At 70.8% G+C, this 26,377-nt stretch carries 27 protein-coding genes; 10 read left to right on the forward strand and 17 right to left on the reverse strand.

The window, feature by feature from the left end; translation table 11 throughout:
- Nucleotide 1: 1 nt before the first annotated feature.
- Entirely contained in the window at nucleotides 2–502 is a 501-nt protein-coding gene (locus tag CHC05_RS01370) for a universal stress protein (protein ID WP_089243765.1), read from the reverse strand.
- Nucleotides 503–667: 165 nt separating this feature from the next.
- Between CHC05_RS01370 and CHC05_RS01375 the strand changes: the two genes are divergently transcribed.
- Nucleotides 668–1,261 (forward strand): TetR/AcrR family transcriptional regulator, encoded by a 594-nt coding sequence (locus tag CHC05_RS01375; RefSeq protein ID WP_245870605.1) that lies wholly within the window; start codon nucleotides 668–670, stop codon nucleotides 1,259–1,261.
- A 7-nt stretch (nucleotides 1,262–1,268) separates the two neighbouring features.
- On the opposite strand, the gene CHC05_RS01380 is transcribed toward CHC05_RS01375, so the two are convergent.
- From CHC05_RS01380 to CHC05_RS01400, 6 genes are read right to left on the reverse strand one after another with little or no spacing between them, the layout of a single operon-like run.
- Complete coding sequence (locus tag CHC05_RS01380) at nucleotides 1,269–4,478, reverse strand: NACHT domain-containing protein (protein WP_089243767.1); 3,210 nt, start codon at nucleotides 4,476–4,478, stop codon at nucleotides 1,269–1,271.
- Nucleotides 4,479–4,483: 5 nt separating this feature from the next.
- Entirely contained in the window at nucleotides 4,484–7,462 is a 2,979-nt protein-coding gene (locus CHC05_RS01385) for an NACHT N-terminal helical domain 7-containing protein (protein WP_089243769.1), read from the reverse strand.
- Between the two features lie 53 nt (nucleotides 7,463–7,515).
- Nucleotides 7,516–8,061 carry an SMI1/KNR4 family protein gene (locus CHC05_RS01390; protein WP_179266004.1) on the reverse strand — a complete coding sequence of 182 codons (546 nt, stop codon included), beginning with the start codon at nucleotides 8,059–8,061 and terminating at the stop codon, nucleotides 7,516–7,518.
- Nucleotides 8,061–8,684, reverse strand: coding sequence for a hypothetical protein (locus CHC05_RS41250; RefSeq protein ID WP_179266005.1), 624 nt, complete (start codon nucleotides 8,682–8,684; stop codon nucleotides 8,061–8,063). Before CHC05_RS41250 ends, CHC05_RS01390 begins: the two co-directional genes overlap by 1 nt.
- Entirely contained in the window at nucleotides 8,677–9,171 is a 495-nt protein-coding gene (locus CHC05_RS01395; protein WP_089243773.1) for a WXG100-like domain-containing protein, read from the reverse strand. Before CHC05_RS01395 ends, CHC05_RS41250 begins: the two co-directional genes overlap by 8 nt.
- Nucleotides 9,172–9,174: 3 nt before the next feature.
- On the reverse strand, nucleotides 9,175–9,489 hold the full coding sequence (locus tag CHC05_RS01400; protein ID WP_089243775.1) for a WXG100 family type VII secretion target: 315 nt from the start codon (nucleotides 9,487–9,489) through the stop codon (nucleotides 9,175–9,177).
- A gap of 130 nt (nucleotides 9,490–9,619) precedes the next feature.
- Here CHC05_RS01400 and CHC05_RS01405 point away from each other — a divergent pair, with 130 nt between their 5' ends.
- Both CHC05_RS01405 and CHC05_RS01410 read left to right on the forward strand, forming a co-directional pair.
- A complete protein-coding gene (locus CHC05_RS01405; RefSeq protein ID WP_179266006.1) occupies nucleotides 9,620–10,021 on the forward strand; it encodes a YbaB/EbfC family nucleoid-associated protein in 402 nt (133 codons plus the stop codon).
- 82 nt (nucleotides 10,022–10,103) lie between these two features.
- Nucleotides 10,104–10,754, forward strand: a complete 651-nt coding sequence (locus CHC05_RS01410; protein ID WP_089243779.1) for an MSMEG_1061 family FMN-dependent PPOX-type flavoprotein — start codon at nucleotides 10,104–10,106, stop codon at nucleotides 10,752–10,754.
- Between the two features lie 6 nt (nucleotides 10,755–10,760).
- On the opposite strand, the gene CHC05_RS01415 is transcribed toward CHC05_RS01410, so the two are convergent.
- Nucleotides 10,761–12,119, reverse strand: coding sequence for an FAD-binding oxidoreductase (locus tag CHC05_RS01415; RefSeq protein ID WP_089243781.1), 1,359 nt, complete (start codon nucleotides 12,117–12,119; stop codon nucleotides 10,761–10,763).
- A gap of 151 nt (nucleotides 12,120–12,270) precedes the next feature.
- Here CHC05_RS01415 and CHC05_RS01420 point away from each other — a divergent pair, with 151 nt between their 5' ends.
- Together CHC05_RS01420 and CHC05_RS01425 are read left to right on the forward strand one after the other, a co-directional pair.
- Nucleotides 12,271–13,272 (forward strand): Gfo/Idh/MocA family protein, encoded by a 1,002-nt coding sequence (locus tag CHC05_RS01420; protein WP_089243783.1) that lies wholly within the window; start codon nucleotides 12,271–12,273, stop codon nucleotides 13,270–13,272.
- Nucleotides 13,273–13,344: 72 nt separating this feature from the next.
- Nucleotides 13,345–15,438 carry a protein kinase domain-containing protein gene (locus CHC05_RS01425; RefSeq protein ID WP_245870606.1) on the forward strand — a complete coding sequence of 698 codons (2,094 nt, stop codon included), beginning with the start codon at nucleotides 13,345–13,347 and terminating at the stop codon, nucleotides 15,436–15,438.
- Nucleotides 15,439–15,441: 3 nt separating this feature from the next.
- On the opposite strand, the gene CHC05_RS01430 is transcribed toward CHC05_RS01425, so the two are convergent.
- The gene (locus tag CHC05_RS01430; RefSeq protein ID WP_089243785.1) at nucleotides 15,442–16,401 is read right to left on the reverse strand and encodes a DUF4034 domain-containing protein; all 960 of its coding nucleotides are present in this window, start codon (nucleotides 16,399–16,401) and stop codon (nucleotides 15,442–15,444) included.
- An 81-nt stretch (nucleotides 16,402–16,482) separates the two neighbouring features.
- Here CHC05_RS01430 and CHC05_RS01435 point away from each other — a divergent pair, with 81 nt between their 5' ends.
- Nucleotides 16,483–16,953 carry a macro domain-containing protein gene (locus tag CHC05_RS01435; RefSeq protein ID WP_089243787.1) on the forward strand — a complete coding sequence of 157 codons (471 nt, stop codon included), beginning with the start codon at nucleotides 16,483–16,485 and terminating at the stop codon, nucleotides 16,951–16,953.
- Between the two features lie 6 nt (nucleotides 16,954–16,959).
- On the opposite strand, the gene CHC05_RS01440 is transcribed toward CHC05_RS01435, so the two are convergent.
- From CHC05_RS01440 to CHC05_RS01450, 3 genes are all read right to left on the reverse strand, one after another.
- Nucleotides 16,960–17,169: a DUF4926 domain-containing protein gene (locus CHC05_RS01440; protein WP_089243790.1), complete on the reverse strand. Its 210-nt coding sequence runs from the start codon at nucleotides 17,167–17,169 to the stop codon at nucleotides 16,960–16,962.
- Nucleotides 17,166–17,684 carry a DUF6883 domain-containing protein gene (locus tag CHC05_RS01445; protein WP_144022441.1) on the reverse strand — a complete coding sequence of 173 codons (519 nt, stop codon included), beginning with the start codon at nucleotides 17,682–17,684 and terminating at the stop codon, nucleotides 17,166–17,168. Before CHC05_RS01445 ends, CHC05_RS01440 begins: the two co-directional genes overlap by 4 nt.
- Nucleotides 17,685–18,661: 977 nt before the next feature.
- The gene (locus CHC05_RS01450; RefSeq protein WP_089243794.1) at nucleotides 18,662–19,027 is read right to left on the reverse strand and encodes an Mth938-like domain-containing protein; all 366 of its coding nucleotides are present in this window, start codon (nucleotides 19,025–19,027) and stop codon (nucleotides 18,662–18,664) included.
- A 65-nt stretch (nucleotides 19,028–19,092) separates the two neighbouring features.
- On the opposite strand from CHC05_RS01450, the gene CHC05_RS01455 reads away from it, so the two are divergent.
- Nucleotides 19,093–19,722: an HAD family hydrolase gene (locus tag CHC05_RS01455; protein WP_281257630.1), complete on the forward strand. Its 630-nt coding sequence runs from the start codon at nucleotides 19,093–19,095 to the stop codon at nucleotides 19,720–19,722.
- Here the strand turns inward: CHC05_RS01455 and CHC05_RS01460 are convergent.
- The 3 genes from CHC05_RS01460 to CHC05_RS01470 are packed head-to-tail and all read right to left on the reverse strand — an operon-like array spanning nucleotide 19,713 to nucleotide 21,515.
- Nucleotides 19,713–20,231, reverse strand: coding sequence for an SRPBCC family protein (locus tag CHC05_RS01460; RefSeq protein ID WP_144022442.1), 519 nt, complete (start codon nucleotides 20,229–20,231; stop codon nucleotides 19,713–19,715). The two genes, CHC05_RS01455 and CHC05_RS01460, sit on opposite strands and share 10 nt — an antisense overlap.
- Nucleotides 20,228–20,545 carry an ArsR/SmtB family transcription factor gene (locus CHC05_RS01465; protein WP_089243798.1) on the reverse strand — a complete coding sequence of 106 codons (318 nt, stop codon included), beginning with the start codon at nucleotides 20,543–20,545 and terminating at the stop codon, nucleotides 20,228–20,230. Before CHC05_RS01465 ends, CHC05_RS01460 begins: the two co-directional genes overlap by 4 nt.
- 37 nt (nucleotides 20,546–20,582) lie before the next feature.
- Nucleotides 20,583–21,515 (reverse strand): NAD-dependent epimerase/dehydratase family protein, encoded by a 933-nt coding sequence (locus CHC05_RS01470; RefSeq protein WP_089244668.1) that lies wholly within the window; start codon nucleotides 21,513–21,515, stop codon nucleotides 20,583–20,585.
- 141 nt (nucleotides 21,516–21,656) lie between these two features.
- On the opposite strand from CHC05_RS01470, the gene CHC05_RS01475 reads away from it, so the two are divergent.
- The gene (locus CHC05_RS01475; RefSeq protein ID WP_089243800.1) at nucleotides 21,657–22,604 is read left to right on the forward strand and encodes a TAXI family TRAP transporter solute-binding subunit; all 948 of its coding nucleotides are present in this window, start codon (nucleotides 21,657–21,659) and stop codon (nucleotides 22,602–22,604) included.
- A 41-nt stretch (nucleotides 22,605–22,645) separates the two neighbouring features.
- Here the strand turns inward: CHC05_RS01475 and CHC05_RS01480 are convergent, their stop codons facing one another.
- On the reverse strand, nucleotides 22,646–24,040 hold the full coding sequence (locus tag CHC05_RS01480; RefSeq protein ID WP_089243802.1) for a sensor histidine kinase: 1,395 nt from the start codon (nucleotides 24,038–24,040) through the stop codon (nucleotides 22,646–22,648).
- A 6-nt stretch (nucleotides 24,041–24,046) separates the two neighbouring features.
- Nucleotides 24,047–24,730 carry a response regulator transcription factor gene (locus tag CHC05_RS01485; RefSeq protein ID WP_089243804.1) on the reverse strand — a complete coding sequence of 228 codons (684 nt, stop codon included), beginning with the start codon at nucleotides 24,728–24,730 and terminating at the stop codon, nucleotides 24,047–24,049.
- Nucleotides 24,731–24,869: 139 nt separating this feature from the next.
- Between CHC05_RS01485 and CHC05_RS01490 the strand changes: the two genes are divergently transcribed.
- Together CHC05_RS01490 and CHC05_RS01495 are read left to right on the forward strand one after the other, a co-directional pair.
- Complete coding sequence (locus CHC05_RS01490) at nucleotides 24,870–25,895, forward strand: tripartite tricarboxylate transporter substrate-binding protein (protein ID WP_089243806.1); 1,026 nt, start codon at nucleotides 24,870–24,872, stop codon at nucleotides 25,893–25,895.
- 2 nt (nucleotides 25,896–25,897) lie between these two features.
- Complete coding sequence (locus tag CHC05_RS01495) at nucleotides 25,898–26,359, forward strand: tripartite tricarboxylate transporter TctB family protein (protein ID WP_089243808.1); 462 nt, start codon at nucleotides 25,898–25,900, stop codon at nucleotides 26,357–26,359.
- Nucleotides 26,360–26,377: the final 18 nt, after the last annotated feature.

A 26,377-nucleotide genomic window follows, 5' to 3' on the forward strand; every position in this document is an offset into this window, starting at 1 on the left:
TTCAGGGGACGACCACCACCGGCCAGTGGGCCAGGCGGACCAGGCGCGTGGCGATCGAGCCGACGAAGCGGTGGCCGGCCTGGGCTGAGGCGCCTACGAAGACGAAGTCGGCCTTGATGGAGTCGGCCACCGCTGCTAGTTCGGAGAACGCGTCGCCGCGGCGGGTGACCAGGGTGATCGGCACGCCGTATTCCTCGGCCGCTCGGTGCGCCTCCGCTCGCAGGTCGGCGGCGATCTCCTCGAAGGCCTCCTGCTGCGCGTAGCCGACCTGCGGCGCCAGCGAGGCCAGCAGCCCCGGCGCCGCGACGAAGACCATCGTCAGCCCGCAGCCTTGGCGGCGGGCGACCCCGAAGGCGGACGCGGCCGCGCGCAGCGAGGTCTCGGTGCCGTCGACGCCGACCATGACGACGCGCGGGCCGTCGGTGCCGCGTTCGAACTTCATCGGGCGTACGGCCGGACCGTAGTGTTCCTCGTCCGGGTGCCGCGCCACCGAGGTGCCCATGCCGCTCCGATCTTTCCGGGGCCTGGTCCCCATCCTTGTCGCCATCGACGTGAGCCGCCACACCCCGCTCACGAGCGACGTTCGCGTTCAGCTTGCCATCAGATTTCTCGATGCGCAAAGTTGCTCATTGAGCAATACTCATCATCGCGCGATATCGTGCAAGGCGTGGAGACAGCGACGGCGGAGGCTCAGACCCTGCGCGAGCGCAAGAAGGCGGCCACCGCCGACGCCCTCCATCGCGCGGCGATGGAGCTGGCGATCGAGCGGGGCCTGACCGAGGTCACGGTGGAAGCGATCGTGGACGCGGCCGAGGTGTCCCGGCGCACGTTCTCGAACTACTTCGCGAACAAGGAGGACGCCCTCCTCCACGGCGAACGCGAGCGCCTCAACCGCTTCCTGCTGGCCCTGCACAACCGCCCGCTGACGGAGTCGGCCTGGCAGGCCATCCGGCTGAGCACCAGGGCCCTCTTCGACGCGGAAGGCGAGCCGGACCCGGAATGGGTCGCCCAGAGCCGCCTGGTCCGCCGCCACCCGTCCCTGACCGGCCAGCAGCTCGCCCGCCACGCGGCGTTCGAGGAGGACGTGGCCGCCGACCTGGCCCGCCGCGTGGGCGACCCGCTGCGCGCCCGCCTGATGGCGGCGGCCTTCACGGCCAGCCTCCGCGTGGGCACGGACGTCTGGCTGGAGCGCCGCGGCGAGGGCACGCTGAGCGACGAGCTCGACCGCATGCTCGCCACGATGGGCGAACGCTTCGACTGACGAGCCCTCAGCTCGTCGGGAGCGCCCGCCACCGGGCCACCAGGTCCGGCCGCACCGGTGTGATCTGCTCCTGGACACGCCGCCGCACCTGGGCGTCCTGCAACGCCGGCGGAAGCGGCACCGGTTGGCCCTGCTCGTGGAGCCGCACGAGCGCGTCGACGGCGAGGATCGGGTCGACGCGGTCCAGGCCCCCGGCGAGCGCGACGGTGACCAGCGTCGCCAGGCGGTGGTCGACCTCCCGGCTCCGGCCCAGGAACGCCAGGACGCAGCGCAAGACCCCGTCGGCCATGCTCGCGATCACGGTGCGGCTGGCACCCTCGGTCATCGTCTCGAGGACGTCCGCGGCGGTGGCCGGGCTCGCGCCGCCGTCGGTGCTGAGGCGGCTCAGCAACAGCTCGCCGAAGCTGATGCGGTCGTCGTCCGTCCAGTGTGGTAGGTGCGCGACGACGACGGCCGTGGCCGCGCGATAGGCGGCGCCGGACGGGTCGGCCCAGACCTTGACGAGCGCGTGCGCCGCCGATTGGAGCTCGCCCTCCTCGACGGCGACGAAGGTGTTCAGGGACAGCGGCAGCCGGTCGGCGATCGGCTCCAGCGCGTAGCGGACCACGTCCTCGGGCCTGCCGCACTGGAAATAGGCCTCGCGGCGGTCGCCGGTGAGAAGGCCGTAAACGTAGGGATGGTCTGAGTCCAGGGCGAGCGTCCACGCTGGATCGATGACCGGGCGGTCCAGTCCCTGACCGAGCGTTAGCCGGACCTCCCGTCGATGGGTGTCCCTGCTGCGCTCGAGCGCGACCGCGTCGACCAGGCCCCGCCATGCGTGGGTGCTGAGCTGAGAGCGCCAGAACAGGGTCTGCGCGTGCCAGGGACGCACCGGGTCAAGCGCTCTCGGGTACAGCTCGCCGGCCAGGACCGGCCCCATGCAGAGCCCGAGCAGCAGCAGGTTCACCGCGTACGTCGCGTATCTGGTCGGCTCGCCCGACCGCGTCGGTTGATAGCCGGTATAGCGGGACGAAGGTGGTGTGTGGTCAAGCCGCTGGAACAACGTCAGCAGCACATTCCGGACATCTTCCCGGCCGGTGCTCTCCTCTGCGGCGGCAAAGGCGGCCAGGAAGGAGACGATGTCCCGCCGGTCGCTGAGCGGCTGGAACGACAGCAATGCCCGCAGCAGGTCGTCGTCGATGGGAATGCTCGCGAACGACGACAGCCGGGTCGCGGAGGCCGCACGACTCGCAACATCCCGCAACGCCCACCAGGTTAGGCGGGAGACGAGATACTCGCCGAAGGTGGCATGGAGGAACTCGTACGTCTCGAGGCGGTAGTCGTCGCGCGTGGCCTGCGCGCGGTGGACGAAGAAGAACCTGCCGAGAACCAGCCGGGCCGCGGTGGCGGGCATCCGCAGGTCGAGGTTCATCGGCTGGCGCTCCGGACTGGTGATGCCGAGCGCCGCGAGATCCTCATCGAGTCCGGTGTCGGTGACCCACTGAGCCCCGCGATTGAACATCGCCATCGCCACGACCGACAGCTTGTTGATCTCGTCCTCGACCGCCGACCGCACGTCGTGCTCGGACAGGTTCGGGACGCGCTTCTCGACCTCCCGTCTCGCGAATCCCCACAGCAGCCGTTCGTAGAGCTCGTGGTGCCGCAGGTCGGTGGCACGGCGTTGAAGGTCGTTATCGCCGGCGTCGTAGATGGCGAGCATTAGCAGCAGCAGCGGCTGTTCCGCGAGCTCAGGGTAGGCGCGCAGGGTGGCGGGCTCGAGGGGGGTCAGGCCACGGTCCGCGAACGCGCCGGCGTTGGATTCGTTCCAGACGGCCAGCCACTCGGTCACCCGTCGTTCGTCGAAGGGCTCCAGGTGCAGTGCCATGGTCTCCTCGGGCCGGCGGGCCCGGTCGGCGACGACGGTGCGGCTGGTTACGATCACCGCCACCGGACGACCCTGCACCAGCTCACGCTGCTGGAACCGGGCGACCTTCAGCAGATAGTCGGTCTGGCTCACGCCGGTCGCCTGGATGAGCTCGTCCAGCCCGTCCAGCAGGATGACGGACAGCGCGTCGCCTGCGGAGAGAGCCCATTCAGGCCAGGTGATGCGCTCGCCGGTAGTCTCTCGGATCGCCTCTTCGACCTGTTCCCAGATGTCGGCGTCGGCCTGGGTTTGCCGCAGCGCGACGCGGATCGGCATGAAATCGGTGGCCGCCAGTCGAGCGGCCAGGATCAGCGTGAGCACCGACTTGCCCGAGCCGGGCTGGCCCAGCACCAGCAGCGGTGTCTGGACCGCTCGCGAAGAGGTGAGGTAGTCCCGAACGAAGTTGTCGAGGTCTTCGCGGACAGGCTGTTCAGCCCACCAGCGTTCATCGCTCACAGGAGCGGCCGGGGGCGCCGCGGCGGCCCGGAACAGGGGTGAGACGTATCCCCTTTCCAGGGTCGGAAACACGATCCCGTCGGCGACTCCGGTGTTGACGACGGGTCGTTCCAGGACCGTTTGATAGGCCCGGGCCAGGTACTCGCGCCGGCGGTCGTTAGGCGCCGCGCCGAAGGAGACCTTTCCGAGGCTTTCCCGCAGGCTGGCAAGTGCGGACCGGATCTCAGAATGCTCGGCGGACATGATCCAGAAACCGACCTCGGGGACCTCCGCGGCGAGGCGCGCCAAGGAGTCCCGATAGCGGTCGATAGCCCGGTCCGCGGCCTCGGTCAGCTCCCGGGTGATGCGATTGCGTTCCGGCGCGGGAAGCGGATCCCACGCCGCCAGCCCGCTGACGAACTCGTGCATCCGGTCGGCGAGGTCGAGGTAGTAGCGGTGCAGGTCGGCTTCCCGGGACTCCGCGGGCTGCAACGGGTTCGGCACGAACCGGACGGCCACGTCGACCAGCTTGACGAGGCCGTCGTAGCCGGGGAGCTCGCTCGCCTCGACGGTCGACGCGCGGTCGCTCAGGAGATCGGGCAGGCGTACGTCCCGCAAGCTGTCGAAGAACGCCGTCACCACGAGCACGGCGTGCGCGGCCTCGATGCGCCGCGTACGGTCGTACCGCGGAAGGCCACGTAGGCCGCTGGCGAAGCCCTCCAGAGGACCCTCACTGGGCCGCGCGTCGTCGGCGTCGAACCAGGCCAGCACATCGGAGACCGAGGTCGCGCCGGACGGCACGACGAGGCGGCCGATCCGGTAGCCGGTGCCACCGACCAACTGGACGGCGTCCGCGAAACCGACTGACCCTTGCGCCATGGCCCTCATCCTGCCTCTCCGTGGTGCGGCGGCGCCGCAGGCGCCAGTGGGGCCAGGCGCCGCGCCAGGTCGGGCCGGCGCTCCTCGACCGCGAAGACGAAGGCGTCGAACAGCTCCCGGGACGCGAGCTGCGCGACGGACGGCGGAGGCAGACCGCGTTCGACCAGCCGGACCAGCACCAGCGCGGCCGACGCCGCATCGACATCGGCGAGATCGGGCAGCAGCATCGCCTGGAGCACGCCGGCGATGCGGTCGTCGCTCGCGCCGTGGTCGAGATGGGCGAGAGCGCACAGGACCATCTTGGATCTCAGTTCCGTCGGCAGGTGGGCCCACACCGACCCGTGCAGGCTCTCGATGACCTCCGCGGCCTCGTCCGGCGCGAGGTGGCCCGGCACGCCGATCTGGTTGAGCAGCAGGTCCACGAGCCGCAGCCGAGCGTCCAGGGCCAACCCGTCTGAGGCCGCCGCCCGTACGCCGCCGTGAATGGCCTCGATCGAGGACCCGGCCGCGAACAACACCAGATCATCGACGGGGTCGCACCGAAAGTTGATCAGCACCCGGACGTCGTCTGCCATGGCGAGGGCCCCGCCCGGTCCGGCGAAGGACCAGCCCGGGTCGACGGGACCGGGCACCCAGTCGGCGCGGGCCGGCCCGATGCGAAGGTCCCGGACCCCACCCTCCCAGTCGCGGTCCACCGTCAGCTCGTCCAACAGGCTCCGCAGGCTCGCGGCGGGCAGCTGCGACTCCCACAGCCGCGCCTGGGCTCGCCATCCGCCGATCACGTCCGGGGTGCCGTCGAACAGCTCGCTCGCCCGGACGGACCCGCAGATCCACACGAGCAGCAGCACCAGGTTCGCGCGATAGGTGGCGTACCGCGCCGCCGGCAGGTCGGGTACCGCGCGGAACATCCGCACCAACGCGCGCCGGACGGCGACCAGGGCGCTGGGCGTCAGCTCCGTCGCCATCTCGGTGAGGAAGTCGAGCACCGCCCGCCGATGGGTCAACAGCCGCACGGAGAGCAGTTCGCGCGGCCCACGGTCGGACGGCACCGGCTCGGTGGGCTTCTGGTCGGTCGCCACGGCGAGCAACGCGTTCCAGACGAGCCGCGCGACGAGCACGTCGGCGAAGGAGCTGTACGTGAACGCGTACGCGTGCCGGCGGCGGCGGAACGGGAACCGCCCGAAGACGCGCTCGGCCCGGCGGAGCGGCATGCGGGTGTCCGACCCTGGTCCCTCCGGCACCGCGCCGGCGTTGACGAGGTGCCGGTCCAGGTCGATCTCGGTGATCCAGCGGTCGGCGCGCTGGAAGGTGCTGAGGGCCACCCCGGCGAGCAGGGCGACCTCCTTCTCGACAGCCGAGTCGAGGTCGCGCGGGCTCCGCCCGGGTCGGTACTTGGCCACCTCCCGGGCGCTCACGAGTTTGATCAGGTGTTCGTGCGGGGCCGCCGACCGTTGTTCGCCCGCGGTGTACGCGGCGAGCAGGCCCAGCGCCAGCGGCAGCTCGACGAGGTCCCGCTGCGCCAGGATCGGCTCCGGTGCCAGCGGCGCTGCCGCGTTGACGGCGTTCCAGCCCGCGATCCAGGCGTCGACCTGCTCGGGCCCGAACGGTTCCAGGCGGATGGCGACCGTCTCGTCCGGGATGCGCGCCTGGTCGGCCACGTCGGTGCGGCTCGTGACCACGGCGGCGACCGGCCGGTGCTGTCCGGCCTCCCGGCTCTGGAAGGCCGCGACCTTCTCCAGGAAGTCGGCCTGGTTCAGGTCGGTGGCCTGCAGCAACTCGTCGAACGCGTCGAACGCCACGACCGTGACGGCGTCCTTGGCCGATTCCACCAGCCCCTGCCAGCCCACGTCGGAACCGGTGGCGTCGGTGATCGCCTGCTCGATGCGCTTCTGGATGTCGTCGAGATCCGGCCTGTCGCGCAGAACGACGCGTACCACCAGGTAGTTCTCGGCAGAGAGCTGGGCGGCGAACACCCGGGTGAACGCCGTCTTGCCCGTGCCGAGGTCGCCGACGACGTACAAGGGGGCTCGGGTCGCCTTGTCCGTCGCCAGGTGTTCCTTGAGGAAGGCGACCGGATCCTCGCGGCTCGGGCACGCTTCCCAGGCTTCCTCGTCGCTGACCAGGTCGGGCCCGGTCACGGCCATCACCCGGAACATCGGCGGCACGTAGAGCTCTTTCAGCGACGGCGCCTTGATCCCGGCCGGGAGGGTGCCCAGGTCGGTGGCCCGCGCCCGCAGGCCGTCGGCGTGCGCGGCGGCGAGCCCGGCGCGGCGCTGGTCGGGCGCGCGCCCGGCGTGCACGGCGTCCAACGTCGACTGCATCGCCCGGTGCTCCAGCCCCTCGGCCCAGAAGGCGACATCGCGGAAGACCGCGACGAGCTCGAGGAGCGAGTCCTGGTAGTGGACGAGCGCCCGGTCGGCCGCGGCGCGCAGCGTCTCGGACAGCTGCTCACGTTGGGCGTTGGACAGCTGTTCGACGGCCGCCAACCCGTCGAGGAACCGGTCGACCACCTCGACCATGTTCGCGTAGTAGGCGCGCAGGCCACTCCGGAAGTCCTCCGTCGACTGTCCCTCAGCGGGTATGAGCCGCCCGGCCGCCATGATCTGCGTGACGAACGCGTCCGGCATCGCGGCGGTGTTGGTGCCGAGGGCGATCTGCTCACGCTTCGTGATCTTGACCGGCAGTGGTGTTCCCCGCAGGCCCTCGAAGAAGGCGCCGATCACGATGACGGTGTGGGCCGCTTCGATCCTTGCGAGCCGGCCGTGGTCGGCGAGCCCGCTGCTCCGTTCGTAGAAGTCGCGGACGGCCTTCTGGCTGAGCCGGCCCAACTCGGCCTTGTAGTCGAACCAGCCGAGCACATCACCCACAAACGGGGCAAATCCGGCCATCAACCAGCCCGCGGCCGTCTCCAACATGCCGACGACCTTGCTGTCCTGCCCACCGAGCAACCGCACGGCGTCGGCGAAGCTGAGCGATCGGGGCACCGGTCCATGATGGAGTCTGCACGCCCAACACGGCTAGGGCGGATCTGCCCTGATCAGCCGGTCGGCTGGCTGCGGAGTTTGGTGAGGCGGCGTTCCGTGTAGGCGACGCGGGAGGCGAGGAAGTCCGCGAAGCCCTGGTAGCGCTCGACCTCCTGGCCGTCGGAGAACCAGATGACCGCGCCCGCCTGGGGAAGCCCGTTGCGGATGATCGCGAACACCGTCGGCATTCCCGGGCCCGCGCCGATCGGGACGATGTCGGTCAGGCCCACGCCGCTGTCGTCGAGGACGCCTTCGTTCTCGTACGTTTCCAGAATCTGTTCGCCGATGGGCCACGAGCCGCCGCCGCGCAGTTCTGGCAGGCCGAACAGGTCCACGTCGAAATGGAGTTTCGGCCAGCCGTCGGCGTGCAGCAGGAAATCGCGGTATTCGGTCGGGATCCGTTCGCCGATCTCCGTCTCGAAGTCGGCGACGTCGCTCTCGGTGGCCTTGACGCGGGGCAGCGTGTGCGGTTGCAGGTGCTGCGGGTCGGCGGCGTCGACGTCCGCGCGGACCTCGATCAGGCGGCCGATCAGGGCCGGCCAGTTCTGCGGTGCTGTCACTACGTCTCGACCTCGTAACTGAATTCCGTCGGTTGGTAACCCTCGGGATATCGGCCCGATTGCGATCCTAGAACGCTGTTGATGCGGTTCGTGTGACGACCCCAACCGCCTGGCGGGTCGGCCTTTCCGGTCCACGTGGTGTCCGGCAGGTGCGCCGCGACGTCGTCGCCGTACGCGGTGTCGTTGGGGTCGTTCGCCGCCCGGGTGCGCTCAGCCGCCGCGGCCTCGTCCTTGTCCTGGGCGAGCTGTCCCTTGACGCTGACGCGGCCGGTCGGCGAGAGCTCGCCGTCCCGTTTGGCCTTGTTGGCGGCGTCGACGTACTCCTGGGCCTGCGCCTTCTCGGCCTCGGTCGCGTCCTTGGGCAGCCGGAACTTCACCGGACCCGACTGCGTACCGGCCCGGCGTTGCTCGGTGCCGAAGGTGACCGGCCGCTTCTTCCGCGGTGTCGACGGCGGCACGCCGCTGACGCTGCGGGCGACGAAGTTCCCCTGTGGTGGACCGCTCCCGGTGCCACGGCGGCGCCGTCCACCCCAGCCACCGGAGCCACCCTCGGCCCCGGACCCGCCCGACCCGCCTTCGGGCGCCGGCCCGTCGTCCCCGCCCGTGTTCCGCCGCCTAGCCACCGATCAGCTCCTGGATCACCATGTCGATCAGCTGGTCGACGATGATCTTCGTGATCATCCGGAAGATCGGGATCTGCGCGAGCGAGGCCCCGAACGTGACCGCCGCGGTCGCGATGGCCTGCGCGATCTGCACCGCCAGCAGGATCAGCTGGACGATCACCTGGATCTTCAGCGCCAGCACCAACCCAGCACACGCGATCAGCGCGGCACCCAGCGTCGTCGCGGCCGGCTGACCGGGTTGCAACACCGAGGCGGGACTACCTTCAGCCCCCCACCACCGGCTGAACGCCTCGATCGCCTGACCCTGGCTCTCGGCCGTGATCGTCTGGACGGCCTGCTGGCTGCTGCCGACCGCGCCGCCGAGGGTCTCGCCGAAGCGGATCCAGGTCTGACCGAGCTCGTACAGTGCGGTCTCGTCGGATTCTGGCCAGTCGACGCCGATCAGGCCGAGAATCGGCACGAGCTCGCTGGGAAGTTCCAGGCCCATGACTCACATCAACCCGGTGAACGTCGTGTTCGCCGACTCGTCGGTGCTCACATAGGAGTCCGCCATGCCGACGACGTCGTCACCGGCGCTGATGATCTCGTCTGCGGCGGCGAAGAAGTTGCCCATCGCATAGTCGACGGCGGCCTGGTAGGCCTCACCGATCAGCATGCCGATGTAGTCGCCGCCCCACGGCTGCCCGAACGACGCGATCGCGGCGTCGAACTGCTCCAACCCCTCGCCGAGCCGGACACCCACCGACGCCAGCGTCACGCCACCGGCACGCAACGCCTCCGGATTGACACGAAAGCCCTCCGCCATCAGCCCCCCGCTCCATCGTGTACGCGCTTGACAGCCTAAAGCTCCACCACCCGTGCAGTCATCGGCGGAGGTCGCTGCCCGCGTTTGCGTAGGATCACGGCGGAGCCAGAACCGACCGGAGGTGTCCATCGTGTACGACGAGCAAGGCCTGGAGCAGCAGCTCAGAGAGGCTCGAACGGCCCTGCGCCAGGCGCGCACTGAAACCGGCGACGCGCCCGCACCCGAGGAGATCACCGCGGAGGCCGCCGACGGTCAGGTGCGGGTGACCCTCGACGCGTCCGGCCGCCTCACCGCCATCGACATCCGGCCGACGATCCTGCGCCACGGCACGGAGTCCCTCGCGGAGGCGCTCATGGCGGCCGTCAACGAGGCCCTCGACACCCGGGCCGCGACGACGGGCGGCGGCCAGCCGGCACCCGACCTCGACGCCATGAGCCACACGATCGAACGGCTGCAGGACGAAAGCCTCCGCCAGATGCGACAGATCACGGCGGCGTTCACCGAAGCCACCCGCCGCAACGCGAACGGATAGGGGCTCAGGCGCACCGGGCCGGCGCCGCCGTCTGTGCGAAATCTCGCGCGGGTGACGATCGTAGATCTATTAGAGTCGGTGGATGGAAACGGTCCTCGCGTTCGACTCGCTGCTGCTCGACGCGGTGCGTGACCACGAGGCGTTGCGCCGGGTCTACGAGATGCCCGGCGACGGCGCCGTGCGCAAACAGCTGACCGAGCTCACCGACCAGACCCGGCAGTTGATCGCCTGCGCGTCGCTGGCCCTCGTCGCCAGCGTCGACGCCGAGGGCAACTGTGACGTCTCCCCGCGCGGCGGCCCTCCCGGGTTCGTGGCCGTCCTGGACGCGCGAACGGTGGCGATACCGGACGCGACCGGCAACAAACGGCTCGACACCCTGGAGAACGTCATCGCGACCGGGCGCGCCGGGCTGCTGTTCGTCATCCCGGGACGCACCACGACGCTGCGGCTGAACGGCCGGGCCTGCGTCTCCACCCGCCCCGAGCTCCTGTCGCAGCTGACCGCCGTGGGCAAGCCGCCGGCCAGTGCGCTGGTGCTCGGGATCGAGGAGGTCTACCCGCACTGCCCCAAGTCGCTGCTCCGCGGCGCGGTCTGGAAGCCGGACCAGTGGCTGCCGGCCGACGCCCAACCGACCTCGGCCGAGGTGACACTGGCCCAGCTCCGCAGGCCCGACCTCACGATCGCCGACGTCGAGCGCGCGGAGGCGGACGCACTGAAGTACCGCTACGAGTGACGGGCGTCAGCGCGGTGTGGCCGGGAGCTCGTGGTTGGCCTGGAAGAGCCGCGTCGGGTCGACGGCGTCGCGGATGTGGCACAGCCTGGTGAAGTCGTCCCAGTCGAAGCCGCGGCTCGGGTCGCCGCGGACCTCGTCGTAGTTGAGGTACATGCGCCCGCGCGACCACTCCGCGACCGCGTCGACCGTACGCTCGCAGTCGGCGATCGTCTGTTTCGCCAGGTCGCCGACCAGGATGCCGGCGGCCAGCATGAGGAACTGGCCGTCGAAGCGGGCCGCGGCGCCGGCGTCCGGTTCGATCCGGGCCAGGGCGCCGCCGAGCTGGCGGATGTCGATCACGTTGAGGGTGTTGCCGGAGCCGGGTCCGGCCGCTTCCATGAGCCGGTCGATGGCCGCTGGCGGCAGGTCGTCCAGCATCACCGACCGGCCGCCGCCCGGAACGGGCTGCTCCGGATCCATGTGCAGCCGCGGCAGGGTCGACACGGGAACCCGCGTGAAGGTGTCGATCTCCGGGCCGAGCGCGCGCAGCGGGGCCAGGATCGCCTGCGCCTGTTCGTCGTCACCGAGCACGGCTCCGTCGACGAACACCAGGTTGCGACCGCGGAACACCTCGGGCACCTCGGGGATCGGCGGGAACCGCATCAGCCGGAAACACGTGGTCGCGGCCTCGGGCGCGGTGACCGACCACGGCGCCCACGCGCTCAGCACCCGGTGGGCCTCCGACATGTCCCAGACCAACATCCCCGCGTACGCCGTCTCGATCGGGAAGAGCTGGAACTCGATCGCGGTGACGACGCCGAAGTTGGCGCCGTTGCCGCCGCGGAGGGCCCAGAAGAGGTCGGGGCGGTGGTCGGCGTCGGCACGGACGATCATTCCGTCGGACGTGACCAGCTCCACGGCGGTCACGGTGTTGGCCGCGAGGCCGTGCTTACGGGCGTACCAGCTCAGGCCACCGCCGAGCAGATAGCCGACGACGCCGGTGTCGGGGCTCGAGCCGTGCAGCGTGGCCAGGCCGTGCTCGGCGGCCTTCTCCACGACCGGCAGCCAGACGTCTCCGGCGTGCACGCGGGCGGTGTGGCCGCGGATCTCGATGCACTTGAGCTCGGACATCCGCATCAGCACGGTGCGCGACAGGTCAAGGCCTTCGAGCGGGTGCGCGTTGTGCCCGGTGCCGAGGGGCGCGACCCGCAGGCCGGCCTGCGCGGCGGCGCGGACCACGGTCGCGACCTCCTCGACGGTGCGCGGAAAGACCACGGCGGCCGGCCGCAGGTCGACGGCGAGGGCCCAGGTCGTGCGCGCCTGGTCGTACCCCTCGTCGCCCGGCAGGAAAACGCCGCCGCTGGCCAGTCCCTTTTCGATGCTCATGTCTGTTTCCCCCGTTGCGCAATGTCTTTCTCACAGTGAGAGTAACCATTTTGGCGGGCGGGTCACGCGGTCGTGATGCGGATCTCGCGGTTGCCCGAACCGGCGGGGGTCCTTCTAATCTGAAGCTCCCTCGCGCGAGAAGGAGCTCCCCATGCGATTCGGACTGGTCGGCTACGGGTTCGGGGGTCGCTACTTCCACGCGCCGCTGCTCGCGGCGGCTCCGGAGATCGACTTCGCCGGCGTGGTGACCCGGTCGCCGGACCGCCGGGCCGAGCTCGCCAAGGAGCACCCGGGCGCCGCGGCGTACGACTCGCTGAGCGCGCTGGCCGCGGACGGCGCCCAGGCCGTCGCGATCTCCACACCGGCCGACACCCACATCCCGCTCGCGCTCGAGGCGATCCGCCTCGGTCTGGCGGTCGTGGTCGACAAGCCGTTCGCCCTCGACGCCGCCGAGGCCCGCACTGCCCTCGAAGCCGCCTCGCAGGCCGGCGTGCCGATCAGCGTCTACCAGAACCGGCGCTGGGACTCCGACCTGCTGACCGTGCGGCGGCTGATCGACACCGGCGCGCTGGGCGACGTGACCCGCTTCGAGTCGCGGTTCGAGCGTTTCGCGCCCGACCCGGGCCCGCCGGCTGCCGGCGGCGGCAACCTGCGCGACTTCGGCGCGCACCTGGTCGACCAGGCCCTGTTGCTGTTCGGGCCGGCGGAGCACGTGTACGCGCGGATGAGTGCCCGCGACGACGACTTCTTCGTCAGCATCCAGCACACCGGCGGTGTCGACGCGCAGCTCTGGGGCAGCTGGGTCCAGGGCGCACCCGGCCCGCGCTTCCGCGTCACCGGCACGACGGGCACGTACATCGTCGGCGGGGTGGACGGCCAGGAGGAGCAGCTGATCGCCGGCCGCACGCCCGCGACCGAGGGCGACCGCTGGGGCGCCGAGCCGGCGGAGCGCTGGGGTCACGTCTACCGCGGCGGCGCGGGCGAGGTGGTGCCGACCGAGCGCGGCCGTTGGGACACCTACTATCCGGCGTTCGCCGCGGCGGTGCGCGGCGAGGCTCCGCTGCCCGTCGACCCGTGGGACGTCGTCCGCAACATCGAGGTGCTGGACGCGGCCCGGGAAAGCGCCGCGACGGGCCGGACAATCACTCTGTGATCTTCCCGACGGGGCGACTATTTACTGTCGAGTAAACACGGAGCGTTCAACTGCCGCCGGTACGGTCCAGCCGTGTCCGACGCGTCCCCACGATTGATCGCTGGCCGTTACCGGCTCGTCGAACCGCTCGGACAGGGCGGAATGGGGCGGGTCTGGCTCGCGTACGACGAGCTGCTCCGGCGGGACGTGGCCCTCAAGGAGCTCGTCCCGCCGCCCGGGCTGACCGACGACGAGCGGCGCGAGATGCGCGAGCGCTCGATGCGCGAGGCCCGCGCCATCGCGCGCCTCAACCAGATCAACGTGGTACGCGTCTTCGACGTGCTGCACACCGGCGACGATCCGTGGATCGTGATGGAGCTCGTCGACTCCCGTTCGTTGCACAGCGTGCTGGCGGCCGAGGGGCCGTTGCCGCCGACCCGGGTCGCTGCCATCGGGCTGGCGGTGCTCGCCGCCCTCCGCGCGGCGCACGACGCCGGAGTGCTGCACCGGGACGTCAAACCGTCGAACGTGCTCCTAGCCGCCGACGGCCGGATCGTGCTCACCGACTTCGGCCTGGCCACGGTGCCGGGCGACCCGAACGTCACCCGCACCGGAATGGTGCTCGGCTCCCCCGCGTATCTCGCCCCGGAACGGGCGACCGACGGGCACACCGGACCCGCGGCCGACCTGTGGTCGCTCGGCGCCACGCTGTACGCGGCCGTCGAGGGGCGGTCGCCGTACGCGCGGTCGTCGTCCATCGCGACGCTGGCGGCGCTGGCCACCGAGCCGCCCCCGCCGCCGCGGCAGGCGGGACCGCTCACGGAGGTGCTGGAAGGCCTGCTCCGCAAGGATCCGTCGCAACGCATCGACGCGGAGACTGCGGAGCGACTGTTGCGCCGGGCGGCGCTGCCGGTCACGCCGTACGGTCCGATCGAGGTCCGGCACGTCGTGGTCTCGGACGCGTCCCCTCCGCTTCCGACGGACGCCGCGGCCGGTCCGGACGTTCCGGTCGCGGGCCGGATGCCGCCTCGGCCGGTCACGCCCGATCCCGCGACGGGGTCGTCGACCGCGAGCGGCCCGCGCCGGCCGCGGCGACGACGGCTGGTCGCGTCGGTGGCGGCGGTCGTGGTGATCGGAATCCTGGCCGGTCTGCCGCTGATCGTCCGGAGTCTGGTCGGTGATTCGGGCCCCGGTCTGGACTCGTCGCCGGCCGCCGGTACGTTGCCCCCGGTCGCGGCCGGCTGGCGCTACTACCAGGATCCGAGCGGCTATGCGGTGCCGGTCCCGGACGGCTGGTCGCCCCGGCCTTCAGGCCCGCGGGTCGAGTTCGGTCCACCGGACGGTGCCGAGGTGCTGACCATCGAGCGGCTCGCGCCGGCCGCGCCTGACCCGCTCGCGGAACTGACCGCGCAGGAGCGGGCCAACTCTTATGCCGGCTACCACCGGATCTCACTCGGCACGGCCCGGTATCAGGTGCGGGCGGCGGACTGGGAGTGGACGTACGACGGTCCGGGCGGGGAGCGCCGGCACATGCTGCGCCGGTCGTTCCGGACAGGCCCCGACCAGGCGTACGCGATCAGCTGGTCCACAAAGGAATCGACGTGGGCGGCGCGCCGCGACTCGCTCACGTTGGTCGTCGACGGTTTCCGCCCGGCCGCGGCACCGTCGGCCCGGCCCAGCGGCACACCCGGTCGCACACCCGGCTCGCCGGCCAGCGGGACACCTGGTCAGGCCACGGTGACGCGCGGTGCGCCGCCTCCGCCGGCACCACCGTCACCGACGAAGACGGCCGGGACACCCGTCAGCGGACGGCCGATCGTCGGGCACGGCAGCAACCGGTGCATCACCATCCCGTCCGGGACCGCGACCGCCGGGCAACAGATCCAGGTCGCCGACTGCCGCGACCTCCCGGGCCAACGGTGGACCCTGGGCAGCGACCGTACGGTCCGGTCCCTCGGCATGTGCCTGGACGTCGCCGGCGGCTCGACGGCGGACGGCGCGCGGTTGCGGCTGGCCACCTGCGACGGCCGGTCGTCGCAGCGGTTCAACCTGAACGCGGCGCACGACCTGGTCAGCCTGCCCGCCGACAGGTGCGTCGACGTGATCGACATGAGCACCAGGAGCGGTGCGCCGCTGCAGATCTGGCAGTGCGGCGGCACCGACAACCAGAAATGGAGCCTCGGCTGACCGTTACGCGCGGCTGGCGTACGCCGCCGTCCTGGCCTCGATGAAGGCCTTGACCGGGTCGCCGAAGTAGGTCCAGGTCCAGCCACCGACCTGGTCGCCGATCAGGTCGAACACTCGGGCGGCGGTCTCGAGCTCGCCGGACATCCGCAGCCCCATCGCGAGCGCGTTCGCGCGCGGAACCCACCCGAAGCTGGGCGTGAAGGCCGGATGCAGGACGGACCTGTCCGCCGCGGCCACGATCTCCTTCCCGACCTCCGGGCCCGCCATGTACGCGTCGTCCTCGCCACCCGGCAACGACATCCACTTCTCGATGTGCGCGATCGCGACAAGCTCGGGCAACAAGCTGCCGTCGGGCGCCTGCGCGGTAGCCTCCCGGGCGAACGCGAACATCTCGTCGTCGCTGCCGAACCACTTGGCGCACAGGTACTGCAGCCGATGCTCGTGCGCGACCACGTGGCCGGGGTGCCGCTTCACCACGGCGTCGAAGCGGGCCTGGGCCTCGTCCGGTGGCACCTGCCGGCCACGCGACGCCATGACCAGCCAGGTGCGGGCGGTCACGTCGTCGGGGTCGCGGTCGATGACCTCGTCGAGCAGATTCTCGGCGACCACGAGCCGACGGAAGAACTCGCGGAACTGCTCGTCCTTCGTGTACTTGGCCCGCTGGGCACCCCGCGCCTCCCACGCCCAGTTGACGGCGTGGCAGCCCTGGACGAGCAGGGGAAGCGTCGACTCGGGCTCGGCGTCGACCCATTGCCCGATCCAGTCTTGAACACCGTCGACCTTGGCGGCGATCTCCATCAGGTAGGCCCGGGCGTCCGGCTCCTCCGCGGCGGCGAACAGGTCGCGGGTCGTCTGCCAATCGCGGCCGTCGAGGGCGTCGATAAGAGCCCGCGCCCGCGGATCACCCTGCGCCGAGTCGATGACAAGCCCAACGGCCTGCTGACGCTTCTTGAACGGCCACATCCGAATCACCCTCCCCGTAGTGAGCGCGGTGATTCTACGGTCGGCCGACGCGAATCCGCAGACCCTGTCTAGCATCGCAGCGTGGCACCGCTGCGTTTCATCAAAGGCGACGCGACCAGTCCCCAGGCGAAGGGCCCAAAGGTCATCGCGCACGTCTGCAACGACCTGGGCGGCTGGGGCAAGGGCTTCGTAGTGGCGATCTCTCGGCGCTGGCCGGAACCGGAACGCGCCTACCGCCAATGGCACCGCGAACGTTCCGGTTTCGCCCTAGGAGAGACGCAACTGGTCCAGGTCCAACGGGACCTGTGGGTAGCGAATATGGTCGCCCAACACGGCATGCGCACGGGCAGCAACGGCCCGCCAATCCGCTACGGAGCAGTGGAGCGCTGCCTGACCACCCTCGCGGAACACGCGGAACGGCTCGGCGCGTCCGTGCACATGCCCCGCATCGGTTGCGGGCTGGCCGGGGGCCGCTGGGACCAGATCGAGCCGCTGATCCTGGGCACGCTGTGCGCCAAGAACATCGACATGACAGTGTACGACTACGACTGAGCGGCGTCAGCCCCGGTGCTCGTCACGCTCCACGTCGGCCGGCGACGCCGCAAACTGCGCGACCGTCTCGCCCGTGGACGGCTCCGACACCTCGACCTCGAACTCACCGTCGGGATAAACCTCGACGACATAACCCACCATGCCCGCGACAACACCCTCGCCGGCGAACCGCGAGGTAACAACCCGCACGCGGTCGTACAACTGAATCTCGGTCATCGCACAAATCCCGTGAATGGTGTGTTGAGCGTAAGAGCGCCATCCGGTCGAACCATCCAACCAGACTTGACGGTCGTCGAGCGCCCAACGGCCGGCCCCTGACCGACAATGTCGATCGGAATGGTGACACGCTGACCGTGGTGGTCCTCGCGACCGAGCGTGTAGTCCCCGGCCTGATAGCGAACGGTGCCTTGGCGGGTGTACTCGGCGGCCAACTGCTCGCTGTGCGTACGGTCGTACCCATAGGACCGGAACACCTTGTCCTTGCCGTGCGTCGCACCCGGTTTGAAGATGTAGTCGCTGAACTTCCGGACCGTCGCAGGCGACGGGGGCAACGTCGCCGGAGACCGACGCGGCTCCGCCGCACGCCCCGGGCGTTTCCTGGCCTTGCGCAGGAAGCGCAACGCGGCGCGGATCAGCCGCCCACCGCCCGACCTACCAGCCACCACTCCCCCGCCGCACCGCGAGCCATCGACGGACGCATGGTCGCGGGTCAGTGCCGGGCGCAAACGCACGCACGGTGCGTTTGGTGACCGGCTATGAAGATTTGGTGCCGGGTTTGCGTCGACGCTCGTGGACTCGGCCGGCTTTCGTGTCTCCGCTGAGGCTCTCCGGACCGTTGCTCTCGGCCGCGGTCCGTCTCTTCGCCTTGGAGGCGGCAGCACCGCCTCCTCCGGCCACCAATACGAGCAGGAGCACGGGAAGCAACCAGGAATAGTCGACCTTCGCCGCGTCGGCCTCGACGGGCGACCAGGTGTGTACCCGCAGCCTGATCGCTCGGGCTGATCCCGACCGTTCGAGGAAAACGACGGTCAACGCGCTGCAACGTCGGTCGCTGGTCAAGGCGCAGTAGCGGTCGCCAGCCCGAAGGTCGGCGTAAAGGATGGTTCCCGGACGGTAGTTGTGGGCGGCGGCGCAGTACGCGTACGAAGCTTCCTGCCCGCCAGACACAGGGCCAAGTCGACCGAGACGTTGCGCGTTGCGAGTCCGAACCCCTCGTTGACGACGTCGTGGATGCCGAGGCTGCTGGCGCATGGTCCAGTCCGCACACAGCGAGTCCAGGTCGCCGCCGTAGCCGGGCGACAGCGTCATGGTGTCGTCGCGTCTCGTGGGCTCTCGGCCGGCCGCCCGGTCGCGGTCGTTAGCTCGGGCGCGGAGCAGGGAGGCGTGGACGGGAAGGTGGAACCCGATGGGCTGGAACGCGCGGTCGCGCTCCTTGTCGGTTGATCCGCGGGACCTTCACCGTCGTCGTCGACCGCTGCGGTGATCCAGGCCGCCACACACGAAATCGGCAACACCACAGCGAGCGCGACCAGAGGTTGCTTGTTTCCCCAGGGCTTCGATCGCCACTGAGCCGGTGGCTTCAGCCAGTTGACCAGCAGCGACACGACCAAGCCGAGGACGAACCACCGAGACGCCCAGCAACACCGGCGAGCATCCGTCGAGACTGGCACCGCCGACAGTTCCACCGGCGTCCGTCGATCCGATGGTGCTAGCAGGTGGAGTGGAAGAGGCCGCCGACGGCGGTGGTCGTGATGAGGTTGTTGTAGATCGCTACGGCGGCTCGGGTTTCGGCGACGTGCACGGTCACGCCGCGCTCTTCCAGCCAGGACAGTGCCTCGGGGGTCACTTCCAGGACCTGGTCCATGCCGCGGGAGAGCACGACTGTCGTCGCGCCGGCTGTTACTAGTTCCTCGACGTCGGCGGTCTGGATGCCTGGGCGGTGGCGGGTGCCTGTCTCGTTCCAGTCCCAGGCCCGGCCGCCGCCGGGGTAGAGCTTCGCGTCCTTGACGGTGCCCAGGCCCTCGATCTCGAGGCGGCCCCACTCGACGTGCAGGATCCGCGGCGCGTTCTCCACACCGGTCAGTTTACGAGTCGTCTGCGAAGATCGAATGCACGAGTCTGCCGGCGTACGTCGATGCCGTGGTTTTCGATTGTGATGGGTTGCTGGTCGACACCGAGCCCGGTTGGACCCGGGCCGAGACCGTGCTGTTCGCGGAGAACGGGTTCCCGTTCGGGGTCGAGCAGAAGCAGGTTGTCATCGGTCGCACGCTCGAGGCCGCCGGTGAGGCGATGGCCGTCTACTTCGGACGGACCGGTGACGGGCCGGCGCTGGCCAAGCAGCTCCACGACCTTGTCACGGTCGAGCTCGCGGCCGGTGCCGACCCGCTGCCCGGCGCCCGCGCTCTCGTCGCGGCGCTGCGGGGGCGGGTGCCGATCGCCGTGGCCAGCAACAGCCCGCGGGCCTTCGTCGTCGCCGCGCTGGCCTCGGCCGGGCTCGACAATCTGTTCGACCACGTCCTCGCCGCCGAGGACGTGACCGACGCGAAGCCGGCACCCGACCTCTACCTCGCGGCCTGCGCCGCCCTCGACGCCGACCCGGCCCGCAGCGTCGCGTTCGAGGACTCCGCGACCGGCGTCACGGCAGCCCGCAAAGCCGGCATGTACGTCGTCGGCGTGCCATCACTGCCCGGCGTCGTCCTGGAAACCGACGCCACCTACCCGACGCTGGAGGACAAGGCCCTCACCGCGTGGGCCGCCCGTCACCGGTAGGCGGGCGCCAGCAGCTCGTACAACCTGTTCCAGTTCGGGATGTCCTCCGCGGCCAGGTGAGCGGTCAGCCGGTCCAGGAACGCGTGCGTGCCCGGCAGGAAGCCCTGGGCGTTGCGCAACCCCAACCCGTGGTGCGTGAAGACCAGCACCGTCGCGTCGCCGTCCTCCGTGAGCTCGTAGCGGACCACCCCGGCCTCCACGATGCGTTGGTGCCATTCGTGTTCGAGCACCGCGGTCCGGTTGCCCGCACCCGACGGCGGCTGCCACGTCAGGATCGTGCCCGTCATGCGCTTGGCGTCCGGTGGCACGGGCGGGTCGTGGGGCAGCATCGCGATCGCGCCACCCGCGAGCGGCTCGATGGTCGTCGTGCCGAACCAGGTCTCGCGTGCGTCCGGATCGGTGATCGCGTTCCAGACAGCCTCGATGGGGTACGGCAGGCGGCGCCGGAACGTCATGGTCACGGACTCGCCGTGTACGTCGAGGTGGCCGAGCCGGTCGTCAACAGTCATGGTTTCTCTCCAGGTGGTGAGGCCAGATGCGCTTCGATCGCGTCCAGGTGGCTCGCCCAGTACTCGCGGTAGCGCCCGAGCCACGCGTCGACCTCCGACAGCGCCTCGGGTCGCAGCGTGTAGATGCGGCGCTGGGCCTCCGCCCGCACGTCGACCAGGCCGACGTCGCGCAGGACGCGCAGGTGTCGGGAGATCGCCGGTTGGGTCAGGGCCGGGAAGGCCGCCACGAGGTCGCCCGCCGGGCGCGCGCCGCTCGTCAGCAGGTCGAGCAGCGCGCGCCGGGTCGGGTCGGCCAACGCGGTGAAGACGTCCACCGCGCTAGTATCACTCAACAGTCATATAAGCACAAGCTCATATAGCTGAGAGCAGGCGCTGCTCCTCTTCCGCCGACAACGGCTCGACGCCGTCCCGTGGGCCACCGCGGGCGTTGTCCCACGCCAGCACGTCAGCCACGATCTCCGCGACCGGACGGCTCGTCAGGCCCGCCGACACCGCACGGGAGCGGGAGACCAGGTTCGCCGCGGCCCATTCGGGATCGGCGATCCAGAGGGGTACGCCCATCCACGGATCGGCACCCGCCGCCAGCAGCCGTTCCGTCGGCACCCAGACCGGTGACTCCGCCGAGCCCGTCACCACCCGACACGCATCCAACAGCGAGCCCATCGGCATGACCGGCCCGACCACGTTGAAGACGCCGCCGGCGGCGGCGCCGAGGAGGAACGCCGCGAGGTCGCGTACGTCGACGAACTGGACCGGGTCCGACGGGTCGCCCGGCGCCAGGATCGGCCCGGGCCGTTGGAACCGCCGCGGCCAGTACGGGAACCGCTCCGTCGGATCGTGCGGCCCGACGATGAGCCCGGGCCGGGCGATCAACGCGCGATCCCCGAAGACAGACGACACAACCCGTTCGCACGCGGCCTTACGACCGCCGTACGAATCGTCGGAGAGGACCGGAGAGCCTTCGACCGGCGGCACACTCTGGTCGGCGTACACGGAGACCGACGAGACGAACACGTAGCGGTCGACGGCGTCCCGCAGCGCAGCGGCCGAGAGCGCCACCACCGACGGGAGATAGCCGGCACAGTCGACGACGAGGTCGAAGCGCCGCCCTTCAAGAGCGGCCAGGGAGACGGTGCGGTCGCCGACCACGGTCTCCAGGTGCGGATAGAGCTCCGGGGCCGTCTGGCCGCGGTTGAAGAGAGTGACCGAGGCGCCGAGTGCGAGCGCCCGGTCGACTACGGCACGACCGACGAAGCGGGTGCCGCCAAGAACCAGGACATGCATGGTGGTGAGCAATCCTTCACAGGTGAGGAAATCAGGGCATGGATGAGGAGGCCGTGCGCAGACATAGCCTCACCCCGATATCTCACCGGCCGACTCCATCGACGGAGGCGGCAACCGCAACAGGACATTAACATCACCGCCATGGAGGCGCGGTCGAGGTTCACCCGACGGTCGGTGCTGGTCTCCGCCGGCGCGTTGCTGGTTGGCTGTTCGCCGGATCCAGAGCCGGGCACGGTCCAGCTGCGCCTCGCCACCGGGCCCGCCGGTGCCGTCTACCGCCGCATCGGCGGGGCGCTGGCCGCGCACATCACCGAGCGGGTGCCGGGTGCCGTGGTGACCACCGTGCCCAGCGGGGCCTCCACCGACAACATCCGGATGCTGCGCGCCAACACCGTCCAGCTCGGACTGTCCAGTCTGGATGCCGTCATCACCACCGGCGGTACGGCGCCGGACGGCATCTCAGCCGTGTGCCGGCTCTACGACAGCCACCTGCACCTGGTCGTCATGGCCGGCTCGGCGATCGACGAGTTCCGGGACCTGGCCGGCAAGCGGGTGTCGCTCGGCGCGCACGACTCCGGCACCGAGTTCACCTCGTCGCGGGCGCTCGCGCTCGGGCCCGTGGACGCCGACGGGCGCAACCTCAGCCAGGCCGAGTCGGCCGCGGCCCTGCGCGCCGGCGAGATCGACGCGATGTTCTCGCTGACCGGGGTGCCCACGCCGGCGATCACGGAGCTCGCACAGCAGCGGGCGATCCGGCTGATCCCGTTGGACCGCCAGGCCGACGCGCTGGTCACCGCCTATCCCGGCCCGTACGCGCCGGCGACGATCCCGGGCACCGCGTACGCCGGGGTCCCCGCCACCCGTACCGTCGCGGTCCCGAACGTCCTCCTGGCCCGCAACGACCTGTCGTCCGACCTGGTCTACGCCGTCACCGACACGATCTTCACGCAGACGATCACCGCCGCGAGCCGTGGCGACGCCGAGGCCATCCCGGAGGCGTGGCAGATCAACGTGCGCACGGGCATCTCCACCGGCACGATCCCGCTGCACCCGGGCGCGGCGCAGTGGTTCCGGGACCGCAAGCGCTGAGGGGCCGGTGACGGACCGCGAGCGCTGACGGACCGCGAGCGCTAAGCCTCGACCAACGGCAGCGCCACGACCGCCGCGAAGCCGAAACCCGAGCCGTCCGGCCGGGGCAGGCCATCGTCCAACCGCACCGAACCGCCCGCCGCACCCACCAGGTCCGCGCAGATCGCCAACCCGAGACCGGTCCCGGGTACGTTCTGGTGGCGCGGCGACCGCCAGAAGCGCCCGAGTACCTTGGCCCGGTCGGCCACCTCGATGCCGAGGCCGTCATCGGCGACGACGATGGTCACGACAGAACCGTCCGACGACGCGGTCACCGAGACGACCGACGCGTCCGAGAGCCGCAGCGCGTTGCTGATCAGCTCGTCCAGCACGCTGCCGAGCCCACCCGGCGGCTCCAACAACCGCAGTCCAGGCGGCGCCGACACCAACAAGGCCTGCCCCGCGGACAGCGTCAGTGCCCGCCACCGGTCGACCCGCGTGGCCAGCACCGCGTCCAGGTCGACGGGAGACGCCGTACGCATGCTCTCCATCCGGGCACTGGCCTGCAGCGCGTTGAGCATCCGCTGCATCGCCTTGAGCTCGTCGACGGCGACGTCGAACACCGGTCGGCCCGGGTCGGTCAGGTGCGGCGACAGGCTCTCCACCGCCAGCCGCAACGAGGTCAGCGGGTTGCGCAACTGGTGCGACGCGTCCGAGACGAAGGCCCGCTGGCGCTGCACGGCGTTCTCGACCGCGTCCATCATGGTGTTGAACGACTGCGCCAGCCGGCGCAGCTCGACCGGCCCGGCCTCGGAGTCGGCGCGGATCGTCAGGTCACCCTCGGAGATCCGTGCGGTCGCCGCGTCGAGCTTGCGCACGGGCCGCAGCACCCAGGCGGACACCGGCCAGGCGACCGCGGCCAACGCCACCAGCGGCAGCAACCCGAGCCCGGCCAGCCGCCCCCAGCGGAGCAGAATCCGGTCCCGGGTCGAAGACAGGTCCGAGATGGTGACGACCGCGCCGACCACCTCGCTGTCGCGGCCGACCGGCTCCGCGACCACGAGCGCCGAGTCGTCCCACGGCGCCCACTCGCCGGACGGCTCGGACCTGGTGCCGGCCAGCGCGGCGGTGACGATCCGGTCCAGGGCCGGCTCGGAGCGGGCCGCCTCCTCGTACGCGCCGGCCGGACCGAGCAGCACCGCCCCCGAGACGTCGATGACCACGACCGGGACGCCGTACAGGTCGTGGTAGCGGGACAGCTCCTGGCGTAAGGCCTCGGTGCGCCCGGTCGTCAGCGCGGTCTCGGCGAGGGAGGCGAACCGGCCCACGTCGTTGAGACGGTCGACATACGTCTCCTGCATCTCCCGCTCGGCGACGGTGACGCCCAGCGGCACCCCGAGCGCGGCGACGAGCAGCACCGCGAGCGGCACCAGGACGACCAGCAGCCGACGATGCACCCCGGCTCAGCCGATCAGCTCCGGCGCCTCGGCGAGGAGCCGGTAGCCGACGCCGTGGATCGTGCGGATCAGCACGTCCGGGCCGAGCTTGTGGCGCAGCGCCGCGATGTGGGTGTCCAGGGTGCGGCTCGACGACTCCCAGGTGGCGCCCCAGATCAGGTCGAGGATGACGTCGCGGCTGACCACGTTGGGCGCCCGGCGGGCCAGCAGCAGGAGCAGCTCGAACTCCTTGCGGGTCAGCGTGATCGGCGTGGCGGCGACGCTGACCTCGCGGGTGCCGACACCGATCCGCATCGGACCGACGACGAGCGGCCCGTCGGGATGGGTCGCGGCGCGGGCCGCCCGGGTGCGGCGCAGCACGGCGTCGATCCGGGCCAGCAGCTCGGGGACGCCGAACGGCTTGACGATGTAGTCGTCGGCTCCCGCGCGCAGGCCGCGTACCCGCTCATGCTCTTCGGACCTGGCCGTGACCGCGATGACGGCGGTCTCGGGTCGGTCGCGCAGGCGGCGGATCACCTCGATGCCGTCACCGTCGGGCAACCCCAGGTCGACCAGGACCACGTCGGCGGGCTCGGCGCGGGCCGCCTCGGCCGCGGTCGCGATGCGGTGCACCTCGAAGCCCGCCTGGACCAGGACGGTCACCAGGCCCCGCGCCACGCGGTCGTCGTCCTCGATGACCGTAATCCGCATACCGGCGGATTGTACGGCCCGACAACCATCCGGTCAGCCATCGAGTTCTTGGGATTCCTCTGACACCATGAGCCGCCGCGCCAGCCGAAACTGGTGCCGCGCATCGACGAAGTTGAACGCTCTGACGAGGAGGGCGCATATGAGACGGACAAGCCGCGCCGCCGCGGGGTTCATCGCCGCGGTCGGCGTCCTGGCGCTTGTCGCCGCCTGTTCCGACAACGGGGGCGGCTCGGGCAACGGCAGCGGGGGCAACGCTTCGAACTACCCGAACCAGAACATCACGTTCGTCGTGCCGTTCAGCGCGGGCGGACCGACCGACACCGTCACCCGGATGATCGCCGAGCCGATGGGCAAGAAGCTCGGCGCGCAGATCGTCGTCCAGAACGTCGAGGGCGCGGGCGGCACGGTCGGCGCGGGCGAGGTCGCGCGGGCGGACCCGGACGGCTACACCGTGCTGATGCACCACATCGGCATGTCCACGGCGCCGGCGCTGTACGCGAACCTCGACTACAAGCCGCTCGAGGACTTCGAGATGGTCGGGCTGGTCACCGAGGTGCCGATGACGGTCGTCGCGCGCAAGGACTTCGCGCCGGCGACGTTCCAGGACCTGGTGGCGTACGTGAAGGCCAACTCCGACAAGGTGACGCTGGCCAACGCCGGCATCGGCGCGGCGTCGCACCTGTGCGGCCTGCTGTTCCAGTCCGCCGCGGGCGTCAAGCTCCAGGAGGTCCCGTACCAGGGCACCGGCCCGGCGCTGACCGACCTCGTCGGCGGCCAGGTCGACTTCATGTGCGACCAGACGACCAACACCAGCGGTCAGATCACCGCGGGCAAGGTGAAGGCGTACGCGGTGACCACGCCGGAGCGGGTGAAGAGCCTGCCCGACGTGCCGACCACGGCCGAGTCCGGCATGCCCAACCTGCAGGTCAGCGTGTGGCACGGCCTCTACGTGCCGAAGGGCACGCCGCAGGAGGTCGTGCAGAAGCTGTCGGAGGCGCTCAAGGTCGCGCTGGCCGACCAGGCGGTCATCGACCAGATGGCCAAGCTCGGCACCGCGCCCGTCCCCGCGACGGACGCGACCCCGGAGGCGCACCGCGCGCACCTGGACGAGCAGCTCAAGACCTGGGCGAAGATCATCGCCGACGCCGGGGTCAAGGCCTCCTGACGATGGAACGTCGAAAGTCACTGGCGGACGTGATCGCTGGGGGAATCTTCGTCCTGATCGGTGGCGCGTTCGTGGTGGGGGCGCTCAGCTACTCGCTGGGCACCCCACTGCGGATGGGCCCCGGCTACTTCCCGGTGCTGGTCGGCGGCGTCATGACCGCGCTGGGCCTGGCGATCGTCGTGAAAGGACTGGTCGCCGGCGACGTGGTCACGCTGACCGCGGTGCCCTGGCGGGCGATCGCGGCCATCGTCGTCGCCGTGGTCTTCTTCGGCTTCACCGTGCGGCGCCTCGGCTTCGTGCCGACGTCGTTCGTGACCGCCCTGCTCACGACGCTGGCCAGCTCCCGCGCACGCCCGTGGTGGGCGCTCGCCGTGGCGGCCGGCCTGACCCTTGGCGCGACGCTCATCTTCGTCGTCGGGCTCCAGCTGCGGATCCCGCTGTTCGGCCCGTGGCTCCAGTTCTGACGCGCAACCCGGATTGAG

It is taken from the genome of Asanoa hainanensis, assembly GCF_900188485.1.
Classification (GTDB): Bacteria; Actinomycetota; Actinomycetes; order Mycobacteriales; family Micromonosporaceae; genus Asanoa; species Asanoa hainanensis.

What these genes read in the sequence shown, in the direction of transcription:
- CHC05_RS01370 (WP_089243765.1), bottom strand. Translation starts at nt 502, where the DNA reads ATGGGCACCTCGGTGGCGCGGCACCCGGACGAGGAACACTACGGTCCG.
- CHC05_RS01380 (WP_089243767.1), bottom strand. Translation starts at nt 4,478, where the DNA reads ATGGCGCAAGGGTCAGTCGGTTTCGCGGACGCCGTCCAGTTGGTCGGT.
- CHC05_RS01395 (WP_089243773.1), bottom strand. Translation starts at nt 9,171, where the DNA reads ATGGGCCTGGAACTTCCCAGCGAGCTCGTGCCGATTCTCGGCCTGATC.
- CHC05_RS01400 (WP_089243775.1), bottom strand. Translation starts at nt 9,489, where the DNA reads ATGGCGGAGGGCTTTCGTGTCAATCCGGAGGCGTTGCGTGCCGGTGGC.
- CHC05_RS01410 (WP_089243779.1), top strand. Translation starts at nt 10,104, where the DNA reads ATGGAAACGGTCCTCGCGTTCGACTCGCTGCTGCTCGACGCGGTGCGT.
- CHC05_RS01415 (WP_089243781.1), bottom strand. Translation starts at nt 12,119, where the DNA reads ATGAGCATCGAAAAGGGACTGGCCAGCGGCGGCGTTTTCCTGCCGGGC.
- CHC05_RS01420 (WP_089243783.1), top strand. Translation starts at nt 12,271, where the DNA reads ATGCGATTCGGACTGGTCGGCTACGGGTTCGGGGGTCGCTACTTCCAC.
- CHC05_RS01430 (WP_089243785.1), bottom strand. Translation starts at nt 16,401, where the DNA reads ATGTGGCCGTTCAAGAAGCGTCAGCAGGCCGTTGGGCTTGTCATCGAC.
- CHC05_RS01440 (WP_089243790.1), bottom strand. Translation starts at nt 17,169, where the DNA reads ATGACCGAGATTCAGTTGTACGACCGCGTGCGGGTTGTTACCTCGCGG.
- CHC05_RS01460 (WP_144022442.1), bottom strand. Translation starts at nt 20,231, where the DNA reads ATGACTGTTGACGACCGGCTCGGCCACCTCGACGTACACGGCGAGTCC.
- CHC05_RS01470 (WP_089244668.1), bottom strand. Translation starts at nt 21,515, where the DNA reads ATGCATGTCCTGGTTCTTGGCGGCACCCGCTTCGTCGGTCGTGCCGTA.
- CHC05_RS01475 (WP_089243800.1), top strand. Translation starts at nt 21,657, where the DNA reads ATGGAGGCGCGGTCGAGGTTCACCCGACGGTCGGTGCTGGTCTCCGCC.
- CHC05_RS01485 (WP_089243804.1), bottom strand. Translation starts at nt 24,730, where the DNA reads ATGCGGATTACGGTCATCGAGGACGACGACCGCGTGGCGCGGGGCCTG.
- CHC05_RS01490 (WP_089243806.1), top strand. Translation starts at nt 24,870, where the DNA reads ATGAGACGGACAAGCCGCGCCGCCGCGGGGTTCATCGCCGCGGTCGGC.
- CHC05_RS01495 (WP_089243808.1), top strand. Translation starts at nt 25,898, where the DNA reads ATGGAACGTCGAAAGTCACTGGCGGACGTGATCGCTGGGGGAATCTTC.